The 14,548-nt window shown below is 70.7% G+C and carries 9 protein-coding genes; 2 read left to right on the forward strand and 7 right to left on the reverse strand.

The window, feature by feature from the left end:
- Nucleotides 1–21: 21 nt before the first annotated feature.
- Both O7610_RS14635 and O7610_RS14640 read right to left on the reverse strand, forming a co-directional pair.
- Nucleotides 22–696 carry a potassium channel family protein gene (locus O7610_RS14635; protein WP_281551297.1) on the reverse strand — a complete coding sequence of 225 codons (675 nt, stop codon included), beginning with the start codon at nucleotides 694–696 and terminating at the stop codon, nucleotides 22–24.
- Complete coding sequence (locus O7610_RS14640) at nucleotides 689–2,122, reverse strand: TrkH family potassium uptake protein (protein ID WP_281551298.1); 1,434 nt, start codon at nucleotides 2,120–2,122, stop codon at nucleotides 689–691. Before O7610_RS14640 ends, O7610_RS14635 begins: the two co-directional genes overlap by 8 nt.
- On the opposite strand from O7610_RS14640, the gene O7610_RS14645 reads away from it, so the two are divergent.
- Nucleotides 2,121–2,936 carry a potassium channel family protein gene (locus O7610_RS14645; protein ID WP_281551299.1) on the forward strand — a complete coding sequence of 272 codons (816 nt, stop codon included), beginning with the start codon at nucleotides 2,121–2,123 and terminating at the stop codon, nucleotides 2,934–2,936. The genes O7610_RS14640 and O7610_RS14645 overlap by 2 nt on opposite strands.
- A 34-nt stretch (nucleotides 2,937–2,970) precedes the next feature.
- On the opposite strand, the gene O7610_RS14650 is transcribed toward O7610_RS14645, so the two are convergent.
- The 5 genes from O7610_RS14650 to O7610_RS14670 all read right to left on the reverse strand — a co-directional run bounded on the left by O7610_RS14650 (nucleotide 2,971) and on the right by O7610_RS14670 (nucleotide 12,349).
- Nucleotides 2,971–3,849: an LLM class flavin-dependent oxidoreductase gene (locus O7610_RS14650; RefSeq protein WP_281551300.1), complete on the reverse strand. Its 879-nt coding sequence runs from the start codon at nucleotides 3,847–3,849 to the stop codon at nucleotides 2,971–2,973.
- Between the two features lie 28 nt (nucleotides 3,850–3,877).
- On the reverse strand, nucleotides 3,878–5,947 hold the full coding sequence (locus O7610_RS14655; protein WP_281551301.1) for an amylo-alpha-1,6-glucosidase: 2,070 nt from the start codon (nucleotides 5,945–5,947) through the stop codon (nucleotides 3,878–3,880).
- On the reverse strand, nucleotides 5,944–6,375 hold the full coding sequence (locus O7610_RS14660; protein WP_281551302.1) for an SCP2 sterol-binding domain-containing protein: 432 nt from the start codon (nucleotides 6,373–6,375) through the stop codon (nucleotides 5,944–5,946). The genes O7610_RS14655 and O7610_RS14660 overlap by 4 nt, the downstream gene beginning before the upstream one ends.
- A 108-nt stretch (nucleotides 6,376–6,483) precedes the next feature.
- Nucleotides 6,484–7,146: a GNAT family N-acetyltransferase gene (locus tag O7610_RS14665; RefSeq protein ID WP_281551303.1), complete on the reverse strand. Its 663-nt coding sequence runs from the start codon at nucleotides 7,144–7,146 to the stop codon at nucleotides 6,484–6,486.
- Nucleotides 7,147–7,282: 136 nt separating this feature from the next.
- A complete protein-coding gene (locus O7610_RS14670) occupies nucleotides 7,283–12,349 on the reverse strand; it encodes an NAD-glutamate dehydrogenase (RefSeq protein ID WP_289213501.1) in 5,067 nt (1,688 codons plus the stop codon).
- Between the two features lie 249 nt (nucleotides 12,350–12,598).
- Here O7610_RS14670 and O7610_RS14675 point away from each other — a divergent pair, with 249 nt between their 5' ends.
- Nucleotides 12,599–14,524 carry a penicillin-binding transpeptidase domain-containing protein gene (locus O7610_RS14675; protein WP_289213502.1) on the forward strand — a complete coding sequence of 642 codons (1,926 nt, stop codon included), beginning with the start codon at nucleotides 12,599–12,601 and terminating at the stop codon, nucleotides 14,522–14,524.
- Nucleotides 14,525–14,548 lie beyond the last annotated feature (24 nt).

Here is a 14,548-nt window from a genome sequence, read left to right on the forward strand (position 1 = left end):
TGACCGATTGCCCGCCGGGCGTCAGCCGGACTCGGCGAACCGCTCCACGTCGTCGATCCTGCCCAGCACCAGGACGATGTCGCCGTACATCAGGACGGTGTCCGGGGTGGCGTAGGTGAACCGGGCGTCCGGGCCCCGTGCCTCGCTCTTCACCGCCACCACCGTCACGCCGTACCGGGACCGGACCCGCGACTCGCGCAACGGCACGCTGACCGCGTCCTGCGGCGGAGTCGTCTTGACCATCGCGAAGTCCCGGTCGACCTCCACGTAGTCCAACAGCCGCCCGGTCAGCAGATGGGCGACCCGCTCGCCCATGTCGTGCTCCGGCAGGATCACGTGATGGGCACCGACCCGTTCCAGGATCCGGCCATGCTGCCGGCTGATCGCCTTCGCCCAGATGTCCGCCACGCCGAGCTCGGCGAGCAACGAGGTGGCCAGGATGCTGGCCTGGATGTCGGTGCCGATGCCGACCACCGCCCGGTGAAATTCGTTCACCCCGAGCTGGCGCAGCGCCTCGACGTCGGTGGCGTCGGCGGTGGCCAGATGCGGCAGCTGCCCGCTGTAGCTCTGGGTGGTCCGGGCATCGCCGTCGATACCGAGCACCTCGGTGCCCCGGTTGTTGAGTTCGACGGCGAGCGCCCCGCCAAATCGGCCGAGCCCGATCACCACCACCGGTTCGTTGCGTGCGTCAGCCAACGATGATCCTCTCCTCCGGAAGTTCGTAGCGCCGGCTCCGTTCCCGCAGCGCCAGTGCCGACGCCACGGTCAACGGCCCGATCCGGCCCATGAACATCAGCACGACCAGCAGGACGTCGGCCGCTGGTGGCAGGCCGGCGGTGATGCCGGTGGACAGCCCGACGGTGCCGAACGCCGAGACGACCTCGAACAGCACCTGGTCGAGCGGGTACCGGGTCATGGCGAGCAGGGTGAAGGTGGCCACCGCCACCGCGCCGAGGGACAGCAGCAGCACCGCGAGCGCCTGCCGCTGGTTGCCCTCCGGCACCCGACGGGAGCCGACGTTCACCCGGGTCTCGCCGCGCATCTCGGCCCACAGCACAAAGGCCAGCAGGCCGACCGTGGTCACCTTGACCCCGCCGGCGGTGCCGGCGCTGCCGCCACCGATGAACATCAGGATGTCGCTGAGCAGCAGACTCTCCGGCCGCATGGCCGCGATGTCGACGCTGTTGAACCCAGCGGTACGGGTCATCACCGAGGCGAAGAAGCCGGCCAGCACCTTGTGCGCGCCGTCGAGTGGGCCGAACGTCGCCGGGTTGCGCAGCTCGACCAGGGTGAACACGATGGTGCCGACGGCCAGCAGGCTGGCCGTCAGCACCACGGTGATCCGGGTCAGCACCGACCAGAGGCGGGGACGGTGCCAGCACCGGAGCAGTTCGAAGACCACCGGGAAGCCGAGTCCGCCGACGATCACCGCCAGGGCGACGGTGGTGGTGATCCAGGGATCGGCGGCAAAGCGCATCAGACTGTCGGTGTACAGGGCGAAGCCGGCGTTGTTGAACGCCGAGACCGCGTGGAACACCCCGTGGTACGCGGCCCGACCCCACGGGTAGTCGTAGCCGACCGCGAACCGTACGGTCAGCACCAGCGCGACCACGAGTTCACTGGCCAGGCTGAACAGCACGATGTTGCGCACCACCCGGCGGACGTCGCGCAGGCTCAGCGTCTTGGTCTCCGCCTGGGCGAGAAACCGGGCCCGCAGGCCGAGGCGGCGGGACAGCAGTACGGTGAACAGCGTCGCCAGGGTCATGATGCCCAGTCCGCCGATCTGGATCAGGCCCATGATCACCAGTTGGCCGAACGCCGACCAGTGACCCCCCGTGTCGACCACCACCAGCCCGGTCACGCAGACCGCGGAGGTCGCGGTGAACAGGGCGTCGATCAGCGGCGGCGAGGTGCCGGACCGGCTCGCCGCCGGCAGCATCAGCAGCGCCGTACCGAGCGCGATGGCGGCAGCGAACCCGCCGGCGATCACCTGGGCCGGGTGCTGGAACCGGTCGGCACCGCGCCGCCACATCGGGACCCGCCACCGACGACGCCGGCCAGCCGAGGTCGCGGTGGGGCCGGTGGCGGGCCGGTTGCCGCCATCAGGCAGCCTGTCGGGCATGTCTCTCCAGGATCCGGGGCCCGACCCCCACCGCGAGGACCGAACCGCCAGGTGGGAGCGCCAGACAGCGGCCGGGTTGACCGTGCTCGCCGTGGCGTTCCTCGTCGTCTATGCCGCGCCCATTCTCTACCCGCAGATGCCGGCGCGCTGGCACGCCGTGTGTGTCGCTGCCAACATCGTGATCTGGGCGCTTTTCTGGGTCGACTACCTCGTCCGGCTGTGGCTGGCCGGCGACCGGTGGCGGTTCGTCCGCGCCAACCTGTTCGACCTGATCGTGCTGCTGCTGCCCATCCTCCGGCCGTTGCGGATGCTCCGGCTGGTCACCGCGGTGCTCCTGCTGACCCGACGCACCGAGGTCTGGGCCCGTGGCCGGCTGGCGCTCTACGTCGGCTCCACCACGGTACTGCTGGTGATCGTCTCCGCGCTGGCGGTGCTGGACGCCGAACGCAGCCATCCCGACGGTGCGATCAACACCTATCCGGACGCGCTGTGGTGGTCGGTGGTCACCATCACGACCGTCGGCTACGGCGACTACTACCCGATCACCAGCACCGGCCGGTTCGTGGCGCTGGCACTGATGATCGGCGGTATCGGCCTGATCGGTTTCGTCACCGGCTCGCTGGCCAGCTGGATCGTGGAGCGCATCTCCGCAGCGGGCGAGGCCGACACCGCCGAGTCGCCGGCGACCCGCGCCGACGTCGTCGCGCTCACCGAGGAACTCGCCGCGTTGCGGGCCGAGGTGGCCGGATTGCGGGCCGACCGCCAGCCCAGTGCCGAGCTGCCCGGACCACGGCCGGCCGACCGGTCCGGTTGACGCCTCGTCGGCGGGCGGCGCTCGGCGGGCAGAGTCAGGCCCGCAACTGCGGCAGTACGTCGGTCGCCACCTCAGCCAGCACCCGCTCGTCGCCGGCGTACCAGCTGCTCCGGCGCGGCCAGTGGGTGATCACGTCGGTAAACCCGAGCCCAGCGGCCCGGTCGACTGCGGCGGCGAAGAAGTCGGCGCTGGTCAACGAAAAGACCGGTGCCGAATCCAGCGACAGGTACCGGCGCAGGCTGCCGGAGTCCCGCCCCGCCCGGTCCAACGCCGTGTCGCACCGCTGCGCCAACTGGCCCACCGAGGCCCACCAGGCGGCCTGGTCGTCGAAGACGGTGCCGGTGGTCACCCAGCCGGTACCGAACCGGGCGGCCAGGTCCAACGACCGGGGCCCGTTGGCGGCCAGGACGAACGGCACCCGGGGGCGCTGCCGGCAACCAGGGGCGCTGCGGGCGTCGACCGCCCGGAAGTACCGGCCCTGCCAGGTGACCCGGTCGGTCCGCAGCAGCAGGTCGAGCAGCTCGACGAACTCGGCGTACCGGTCGGCGCGGGCGCGCGGGGTCAGCGGCGGCATGCCGAGGACGGTGGCGTCGAAGCCGAGCCCGCCGGCACCCACCCCGAGTAGCACCCGGCCGTCGGAGATGTCGTCCAAGGCAGTGATCTCCCGGGCGAAGTGCACCGGGTGCCGGAAGTTCGGCGAGGCAACCAGGGTGCCCAGCGGGATCCGGGAGGTGATGGACGCGGCGGCGGCCAGCGTCGGTACCGCGTCGAACCACGGCCCGTCGACCAGATCCCGCCATCCCAGATGGTCGTAGGTCCAGGCGTGGTCGAAGCCCCACTCCTCGGCCTGGCGCCAGCGGCGCGACGTCACCGACCACGGCTCGTCCGGCAGAATCACAATCCCAACCCGCACGGTCGATACCCTACGCCCGGATGTCCCGTCAGGCCGGCTGGCGTTCCCTGCGGTGAATGTCCATCCGGCCACGACCGAACGCGTCGATATGGCCCCACCTGCCGGGAATGTCCAATAGTTCGATCCGGCCCATGCTGATCGGCAACGCCGGGTCGACCACCAGGTGCTCACCCTGCGGCTCCAGGCCGAGCAGGGTCCGCAGCAGCAGCAGGGTGGCCCCGGTCGACCAGGCCTGCGGGCTGCAGGAGGTCGGATACTCCACCGGATACTTGGTCAGCGCCCGGTCGTAGCCGCCGAACGCCTCCGGCAGCCGGCCGTTGAAGTACTGCGCGGCGTTGATGATCCCGTCGGCGATCCGGGCCGACTCCTCGACGAAGCCGTACTTGCGCAGGCCCCAGGCGATGAACGAGTTGTCGAACGGCCAGACCGTGCCGACGTGGTAGCCGATCGGATTGAACCGGCCCTCCCCCTCGGCAAGGGTCCGCACCCCCCAGCCGGAGAACATCCGCGGGCTGACCAGGTGCTTGGCGATCTTCTTGGCCTTGCCGGCATCGACGATGCCGCTCCACAGCAGGTGGCCTATGTTCGACGACAACGCGTCGACCTGGCCGCCCTCCGGGTCCAGCGCGAGCGCGAAGTACTCCCCGTCGGCGACCCAGAAGTCCCGGTTGAACCGATGTTTCAGGTCGGCCGCCTCCCGCTCCAACTGGTCGGCGTACCCCGGGTCGTGCCAGATCTCGCGGGCCAGCCGGGCGCCGCGCATCTTGGCGTCGTACGCGTACCCCTGCAGCTCACAGGTCGCCCGGGGGTAGCCGGGCAGCCGGCCGTCGCGGTAGCAGATCGCATCCCAGGAGTCCTTCCAGCACTGGTTCTCCAGCCCGGTCTCCTCGTTGCGCCGCTCGTACCACAGGTAGCCGTTATTGAGCAGATCACCGTAGGTGTCGATCCAGCACAGCGCCTGCCGGGCCTCGACCTCCAAGGCCCGGACCAGCTTGACGTCGCCGCTCCACCGCTCGTACTCGTCGAGCAGCACGACGAACAGCGGGGTCGAGTCGGCTGCTCCGAAGTACGGAGTGTGCGGCTGCTCCTCGAAGGCCGACGACTCGCCGTACCGGATCTCGTGCAGGATCTTTCCCGGTTCCTCGTCCCGGAAGTCGTCGAGCTTGCTGCCCTGCAACCCGCCGAGCAGCCGCAGGGTAGACGCCGCCAGCTCCGGAGCGAACGGCAATGCCTGCAGGCTGGTGAAGATGCTGTCCCGGCCGAACATGGTGGCGAACCACGGCACACCGGCGGCCGGCACCGACTGGCCGGCCAGCGACAACGGGGTGTAGCGCAGCGCGGCCAGATCCACCAGGCTCCGCCGGTACGTCGACGCGAGCGGCTCACACTCGCAGGACAGCCGGGGTGCCCGGGCGATCCACTCGTCCAGTTCCCGGCGCATCTCCGGCTTGGCCCGGTCGAAGTGCTGACCGAGCATCCCTTCGCGCAGGTCACGACCGTCCGGACCGATCGCGGTGGTCTTCACCTTGATGTGGGTGACCCACCGGCCGTGCGGCTCGACGACGATGGTGAAGCTGAGTCCGTGCTCGTCGATCGCCGCCGGCTCGCTGCTGGAGATGACCGTCTCCCGGTGGAAGCTCTCCCGCTGGTAGCCGAGCCGCAGGCAGTCCCGGTCGACGTGGGCGTAGTGCTTGCCGACCTTGTTCCGGACGTCCTTGATCTCGAACAGGTCGGCGAAGTCACTGCCCGCCTCCAGCCGGACTTTCAGCTCCACCGGCTCCTGGGCATGGTTGAGAATGGTAATTTCCTCGTCGAAGCTGCCGCCCACCCAGCGCTGCCGGATCACCGACATCTCGGCATCGACGTAGTGGGTCGGCTCGCCGGGCACCAGGAAAAACCGTGCCTCGAAGTACTGCAGGTCATCGACCGACAGTGAGGACAACCGCTCACCGTCAATGGTCAGCTGCCACTTCGACAGGAACCGGGTGTCGAACGAGAACAGCCCGGTGGGTGCCGCCGGAGAGGCGTCGATGTCGCCCTGACTGTCACTGACCACGAAGGTGTTACCGTCCAGGATACTGACCATTCCCTCGGTCATTGCTCAGTCCTCTCCCGCCGGGCGAACGCGCGTGGGTCGTGGGAACCGGGTGGGCCGGGCATCATCCGCTCGATCAGGATCAGCAGGCGAAGATCGCCGAGCACCATGATGTCGCCGCGTAACATCGCCGCCATCGGGTTGATCTCGCCCCGGGCCATCCCTTCGAAGACCTCCTGATCGGTACGCAGCACGCTCTCTGCGTCCCGCTGCTCGCGCACCAGGCTGGCCCGGCCGTCATCGAAGGTGACGAACCAGTAGTCCACCTGTTCGTCGTGTGCCAGGTCGAACCGCACCGTCCCGGAGATCTGCCGCAGCAGCGCCGCGTTCTCCTTCTGGCCGAGGCGGTCGAAGAACTCCCGCGTCGCCGGCATCGGTTCACGCGCCGAGGCCGTCCGTGTGGTCTGCGCCCGCTGCGTCGTCTGCGGCATGATCCGCTCCCTCCACCCAGTGGCAGGGTCGCGGCCGATCGGGTGGTACGGCATCACCCGTACCGGGTGAAGCCGGCCCGGGTGTCAGGGCAGAGCTCCGGTACCCGGTCAGTCGGCGGAGATGCCGTACGCAGTCCAGCCCCGGTCGCGGAACCCGGCGGCCGAGGCCACCTTCGCCGACGCGGCGTTGCCCACCGCGTGCAGGTAGGTGGGGACGGCGCCGCCGTCGAGCACCCGACGGGCGGCCTGGGCGACCAGCCGGCGGGCCAGACCACGATCACGGGCCGCCGGTACGGTGCCGACCGCGATCTCCTGGCCGTGCGCGCCGTGCCGCTTCAGCCCGACCCCGGCCAGGAACGTCCCCTCGGCGTCCCGGGCGACCAGCACCGGGTTGGTGAACTGCCGCAGCCAGGGCGGCAACGACTCGTCAGCGGAGTCGATCCAGTCCCCGGCGTCGGGCAGCGGCGCCGGCGCCAGACAGTACCGGAACACGGTGCGCTGCGCCCGCCAGCCAGGACGGCCGACCGCGGTGGGCAACTTGGCCAGCAGATCGGTGAGCGGCAGGTCGGTCAACGCGCGTACCGCCTCGACCTTGTCGGGTGGCACGGACAGCACCGCGCCGCCGGGCGCCCCGACGCCGACCACCGGATGGGGTCGGCCGTCCCAGCCCGGTCGAATCCGCCGCTCCGAGCCGACCACCTGCAACGCCCGGCCGGCCGGCCACTGGCCCAGCCAGCTGACCAGATGATGGTAGAGACGCTTGTCCAGCATCCTGCCTGCCTCCTGCCGTACGGGACGGCCGGCGCGCCGCCCTGATGGAGAAGCCGTTCCCCGCCCGGACATGCCGCTATCTCGAAGTGCCGCTGTCTGCCCTGCCGAAAGTATGCAGCTTTTCCGGCCGATGTGGTCAGTTGGCCGAAGATGTGCGAACCAGTGTCCGGATCTGGCGCAGCAGCACCGACAATGCTGCGAGGTCGGCCGGCGAGTGGGCGAAATCCTCCATCGCCCGCCGTACCCGGGCCACCGCGCTGGCGTTGTCCTGCTCCCACTGTTCGGCCCGGTCCTGCACCGCCACCTCGCCCGGGGTGGCGGTGAGCACCTCGACGGTGAGCGCCGCCAGCGCGGCGTACAGGTCGTAGCGCAGCGCGGTGCGGGCCAGCGTCTGCCAGCGGTCCCCCCGGGGCAGCAGCGAGATCTTGCTCAGCAGCCAGTCGACCCGGAACCGTTCGGACAGCATGAAGTACACCGAGGCGACCTCGGTGACGTCACAGCCGGTGTCGGCGGCGGTCTCCACCACGTCGAGCAGCCCGAAGCTGTACATGATCCGAGTGGCCCGATCGGCGAGATCCGGCGGCAGGCCGCGACCGGTCATGGTGTCGACGTGGGCCCGCAGCGACTCCCGCTCGTCGCCCCGGAAGTAGTCGCCCAGCTCCGGCAGCAGCCGCGACACCCCGTCGCGCAGCCGGGCGGTCTCCCCTGGCACGTCCAGCGGGGACTTGCGGTTGGTGACCAGCCAGCGGACAGCCCGGTCCAGTAGTCGCCGGCTCTCCAGATAGACCGATACCTGCGCGGCGGTGCCGACCACGTTGTCCAGCGCGTCGATGTCTGCCCACAGCGTGTCGAGCCCGAACACGTCGCGGACCACCACGTAGGCCCGCAGCACGTCGGCCGCCGACGCTCCGGTCTCCTCCATCGTCCGGTAGACGAAGGACATGCCACCCCGGTTGACCGCCTCGTTGACCAGGCTGGTCACCACGATCTCCCGGCGCAGCTGGTGGTCGGTCATCCGGGCGGCGTACCGCTCGCGCAGCGGGGTCGGGAAGTAGTTGGCCAGCACCCGGTCGGTCCACGCCTCGTCGGGCAGCCCGTCGGCCAGCACCTGTCCCTCGATGGAAATCTTGGCGTAGGCGAGCAGCACCGCGAACTCGGGCAGGGTCAGCCCGTCGGCGCCGGCACGGATCCGCTCGGCCAGATCCTCGTCGGACGGCAGCGCCTCCAGCTCCCGGTCCAGCTGCCCCGACTGTTCCAGGTCGGTGATCATCCGCCGGTGCACCGGCAGCAGCGGACGCGCCTGCGCGCAGGCGTTGGCCAGGGCCCGCGCCTGGTCGTAGTTGTCCCGCAGCACCAGCGCGGCGACCTCGTCGGTCATCTCGGCGAGCAGGGCGTCGCGCTGCGGCACGGTCAGCTCCCCGTCGGCCACCGCACCACCCAGCAGGATCTTGATGTTGACCTCGTGGTCGGAGCAGTCCACCCCGGCCGAGTTGTCGATGAAGTCGGTGTAGATCCGCCCGCCGGCGATCGCGTACTCGATCCGGCCCCGCTGGGTGAGCCCCAGGTTGCCGCCCTCGCCGACCACCTTCGCCCGCACCGACCGGCCGTCGACCCGGATCGCGTCGTTGGCCTTGTCGCCGGCGTCGACGTGCGACTCGCCGGAGGCCTTGACGTAGGTGCCGATGCCGCCGTTGAACAGCAGGTCCACCGGGGCGCGCAGGATCGCCCGGATCAGCTCCGGCGGGGAGAGCAGGTCGACCCCGTCGTCGAGGCCGAGCGCCGCGCGGACCTGCCAGCTGACCGGCACCGACTTGGCAGTACGCGGGTACACCCCACCGCCGGCTGAGATCAGCCCGGTGTCGTAGTCGGCCCACGACGACCGGGGCAGGTCGAACAGCCGCCGCCGCTCGGCGTACGAGGTGGCCGGGTCCGGGTCCGGGTCGAGGAAGATGTGCCGGTGGTCGAAGGCGGCGACCAGCCGGACGTGTTCGGACAGCAGCATGCCGTTGCCGAACACGTCACCGGACATGTCACCGATGCCGACCACCGTGAAGTCCTGCCGTTGGACGTCCACCCCCAGTTCCCGGAAGTGCCGCTTGACCGACTCCCAGGCGCCCCGCGCGGTGATGCCTATCTTCTTGTGGTCGTAGCCGGCCGACCCGCCGGAGGCGAACGCGTCGCCCATCCAGAAGCCCCGGGAGATCGAGATCGCGTTGGCCACATCGGAAAAGGTCGCGGTGCCCTTGTCTGCGGCGACCACCAGGTACGGGTCGTCGCCGTCGTGGCGCACCACCCGTTGCGGCGGCACGATCTGCCCGGCGACGATGTTGTCGGTGACGTCCAGCAGACCGGAGATGAACTGCTGGTAGCAGGCCACCCCCTCGGCCTGGGCCGCCTCCCGGTCCGGTGGCTCGGCCGCCGCCCGGCCGCGTGCCGTACCACCGGGCTGCTTCACCACGAAGCCGCCCTTGGCACCGACCGGCACGATCACCGCGTTCTTCACCATCTGCGCCTTGACCAGGCCGAGCACCTCGGTACGGAAGTCCTCCCGCCGGTCCGACCAGCGCAGCCCGCCCCGGGCGACCTCACCGAAGCGCAGGTGCACGCCCTCGAACCGGGGCGAGTAGACGAAGATCTCGTACGCCGGCCGGGGCGCCGGCAGGTCCGGGACGGCCTGCGGGTCGAGTTTGATCGCCACGTACGGGACCGGGCGGCCGTCGGCGCCCCGCTGGTAGAAGTTGGTCCGCAGGGTGGCCAGGATCAGCGTCAGGTAGCTGCGCAGGATCCGGTCCTGGTCGAGGCTGTCCACCTCGTCGAAATGGCGGCCGATCACGGCGACCAGTTCCTGGCCGCGCCGGCGGCGGCGCTCATCGTCGACGTCGGGCCCCGGCGCGAACCGGGTCTCGAAGAGTTGGATCAGCAGCGCGGCGATCGCCGGGTAGGCGACGAAAGTGGACTCCATGTACTCCTGGGAGAAGACCGCGCCGGCCTGGCGCAGGTACTTCGCGTACGCCCGCAGCACTACCACCTGCCGCCAGGTCAGCCCGGCGCGCAGCACCAGCTCGTTGAGGCCGTCGATCTCCGCCTCACCGCGCCAGGCCGCCGAGAACGCGTTCTCCACGTGCGGCCGAACCTCGGCCATCGCTCGGGCGCCGACCGGCAGCCGCAGCCCGAAGTCGTACAGGTAGATCCGCTGGTCGACCCGGTCGATCTCGTACGGCCGTTCGTCGATCACCTGCACACCGAGAGAGTGCAGCACCGGCAGCACATCGGACAGCACCATCGGTTCGCCGTACCGGTAGACCTTGAACCGCACGTCCCGCTCGTCGACCCCGGTACCGCCGGGTGGCCGGAACAGGTGCATCTCCAGCTGGCCGGGCTCCTCCAGCAGTTCCAGCTTGGCCAGGTCCTGAACCGCCTCGTACGCGGTGTGCTCCTCCTTGTACCCCTCCGGGTAGGCGTCGGCGTACCGCCGGTGCAGTGACTTGGCCGACTCGTCGCCCAGCTTGCGTTCCAGCACCAGCCGGAAGTCGTCCTCCCACAGCCGGGTGGCCTCGGCGAGCAGTTCAGCGAGCCGGTCCGGGTCCAGCTCGACGGGGGGCGACGCCGGGTCGGTACGCACGATGAAGTGCACCCGGGCCAGCATCGACTCGGTGACCCGGGTGGTGTAGTCGACGCCGACCCCGTTGAGCTCGCGCAGCAGGATCTGCTGCATCCGCAGCCGGTTGTGCGTGGTGAACCGGTCCCGGGGCAGGTAGATCAGGCAGGACAGGAACCGCCCGTACCCGTCGGAGCGCAGGAACAGCCGCAACTGCCGGCGGCCGGCCATCCGCAGCACCCCGAGTACGGCGTGGTAGAGGTCGTCGGTGCGGATCTGGAACAGCTCGTCGCGCGGGTAGGTCTCCAGGATCTGCAGCAGGTCCTTGCCGGAGTGGCTACGCGGGCTGAGCCCGGAGCGTTCCAGCACCTCGGCGACCTTGCGCCGGACCACCGGCAGCTCCTGCACACTGGTCCGGTACGCGGCGGTGGAGAACAGCCCGAGGAACCGGCGCTCGCCGACCACCGCCCCGGCCGAGTCGAAGACCTTGACGCCGACGTAGTCGAGGTAGGCGGCCCGGTGCACGGTGGCCCGCGAGTTGGCCTTGGTGATGATCAGCAGCCGCTGTTCCAACGCCTTCGCCGCCGCCTGCGGGGTCATCGAGGTGAGCGGGCGCGGCCGGGTCTGGTCCTGGCGCAGGATGCCGAGCCCGGAACCGAGCACCGCGACCAGCGCCTTTTCCCCGTCTCCGCTGTCGACCAGCCGGTACTCCCGGTAGCCGAGGAAGGTGAAGTGGTCGTCGGCCAACCAGCGCAGCAGCTCGACCGAGTCGGTGAGGTCCTTCTCCGGCACCGGCGGCGCTTCGGGTGACCCGGGCTCGGCCCGGTCGAGTTCGTCGGCCAGGACCAGGGCCCGCTGGCGCATCCGGGGCCAGTCCTCCACCGCTTCCCGCACGTCGGTGAGGACCCGCTGCAGGTCACGGCGCAGCCGGTCCAGGTCGCCGGCGATCCGGATCGGGTCGATCTCGATCCGGATCCAGCTCTCCACCAGGTCGCCGTCGATCGCGTCGTCCGGCTCGACGTCGGCCGCCACCTCGGTGAGCTGGCCGAGTGGTTCGCGGCGGACCACCACCAGCGGGTGCACCAGCAGATGGACGTCGAAGTGCCGTTCGGCCAGCAGCGCGGTCACCGAGTCGACCAGGAACGGCATGTCGTCGGTGACGATCTCGACGACCGTGTACGGCCGGCCGTCGCCGGGCGGGGTCAGCCGCAGTTTCAACTCGCCGGGCAGCCGGTGCCCGGCCAGCTCCCGGTGCGCCCGGGCGGCGTCGAGCATTTCCTGCGGACGGCAGCCGACCAGCTCCTCGTCGGCGGCGAACCGCCAGAACCGGTCCACCAGGCAGGCGGCGTCGTGGTCGGTGTCGGCCAGCGACACCGCCTGGGCGATCAGCCGCTCGGCGCTGGGCATCGGTTCGTCGTACCCGGTGTCGTCGGTGTCGTCGACCACGGCGGCCAGCGCCGACTCCGGCGGCGCGAAGGTCTGGAGGTCGAACACCTCGTCCGGATCCAGCTCGGACTGGCGGTGCGGCCCGGCGCTCTGCCGGCGACCCTGCCCGTCACCGCCCGAGGCCTGGCGTTTCGACTTCGTGACCGGACGGCGGTTCATTGGCGCAGACTCCCCTCGGCCCCACCACGCTGTGGGGTCAACCTCGGCCAAGCCTATTCCTCCCGGATCGTCGTTCCGCCGGCACACCGGCCCCCTGTCGTCGGCTTGGCGACACCGTTTGACCACGTCGTGTGATATGCCCTGGACGAAACGGGACAGCGGTTCATCCGGTACCCCGAGGGACAGCGGTCCATGCGCGCACGTACTACCGTTCCGGTGTCCGCCATGCGTCCGGAAGGGGGCCGTCGCATGCGCCGCAAGGCGACCGTCGCGATCGTGCTGCTACTCGCCGTCACCACACTGACCAGCTGTTCCTCCGATGACGGACCGGACGCCACAGTCGCGGCCTTCATCGACGGATGGCACTCCGGTGACCTTACCGACATCGGCTTCATCACCCCGGCCGGCGAACGGGTGCCCGCCACCGACGTCACCGAGGAGCTGACCGCCCTCGTCGGCGATCTGCAGGACACGCCGCCGCAGCTGCGCCCGGACGGCGACGCCGAGGTGACCGAGGACATCGCGACCGCCACCATCGCCGTCGAATGGACGCTCCCCGGCGATGTGCGGTGGAGCTACCCGACGTCGGTCCGGCTACGCCGGGGCGCCGACGACGCCTGGCAGATCATCTGGGAGCCGGCGATCGTCCACGAGCGGCTCGGCAGCGGCGACCAGCTGGCACTGAACCGGCTCGCCCCGCCCCGCGGCGCCATCCTCGACGGGGCCGGGCAACCGATCGTCGCGCCGCGCCCGGTGGTGGTGGTCGGCGTACAGCCCGGCGAGGTCGACGACCCGGCCGCCCTGGCCGCCCAGCTCGACGCCGCGTTCCGGGCGATCCGACCGGCGATCAGCCCGCCGGTGGACGTCTCCGGGCTGGCGGACCGGCTCGACGCGACGAAACCGGACGCCTTCGTCGAGGTGGTCACCCTGCGCGAGGAGGCGTACGAGCAGATTCGGGACCGGATCTACGAGCTGCCCGGCACCAAGTTCCGCCGGCAGGAGTGGGACCTGGCCCCCACCCGGGAGTTCGCCCGCGCGCTGCTCGGCACCGTCGACCCGGTGCAGCGGCAGGACATGGAGGCGCACCCCGGCCGGTACGAGGTCGGCGACCTGGTTGGCCACGGCGGCTTGCAGGGCGGGTACGAGGAGCGGCTACGCGGCGTCCCCGGGTACTCGGTGCAGATCGTCGGGACCGCCCCGGACGGCAGCGTCTCCGGCGACGAGGTGGTGTTCCGCGCCGACGCCCAGCCTGGTGAGCCGTTGCGGACCACGTTGGACACGGCCGTGCAGACCGCCGCCGACGCCGCGCTGGCCGACGAGGGGCAGCGCGCCGCGCTGGTGGCGGTGCGGGTCAGCGACGGCGCGCTGGTCGCCGTCGCCAACGGCCCCGACGGTGGTACGGAGAACCTGGCGTTGACCGCGCAGGTCCCGCCCGGCTCCACGTTCAAGATGGTCAGCGCGCTCGGCCTGCTCGAAGCCGACGCGGTCGACCCGGACGCACCGGTCGACTGCGCGGAGACGGCCACCGTCGACGGGCGCACGTTCACCAACTCGGACGGCTTCGAGCTGGGCCGGGTGCCGTTCCGGACCGCCTTCGCCAAGTCGTGCAACACCACTTTCGTCGAACTGGCCCCGCGGTTGGAGGCGGACGGGCTGGCCGAGGCGGGCCGGCTGCTCGGGCTGGAGGGCGAATGGCGGCTCGGTGTGTCCGCGTTCACCGGCAAGGTCTCCACCGGTGGCCCGCCGGCCGAGCGGGCCGCCGCCGCGTTCGGTCAGGGCACCACGCTGGTCAGCCCGCTGGCGATGGCCGGGGCGACCGCAGCCGTCGCCCGTGGTCAGTGGCGGCAGCCGACGCTGATCTCGGAGCCGGCACCACAGTCCCCGGCACCGGACGGTCCGCAACTGGACGCCGCCGCCGTCGACGCGCTACGGACGATGATGCGTGAGGTGGTCACCGATGGCACCGGGCAGGCGTTGCGGGACGTGCCGGGCGAGCCGGTGCACGGCAAGACCGGCACGGCCGAGTACGACGACGACCCGACGAACACACACGCCTGGTTCATCGGCTGGCAGGGCGACCTGGCCTTCGCCGTCTTCGTCGAGCAGGGCGGATCAGGATCCGGGCGGGCGGTGCCGATCGCGGAGGAGTTCCTGCACGAACTCGCCGCCGGATGAACGGTGAAACCACCTGCTTGACCA

Origin of the sequence: Solwaraspora sp. WMMA2065 (assembly GCF_030345075.1) — a bacterium.
In the GTDB taxonomy this organism is placed as follows: Bacteria; Actinomycetota; Actinomycetes; order Mycobacteriales; family Micromonosporaceae; genus Micromonospora_E.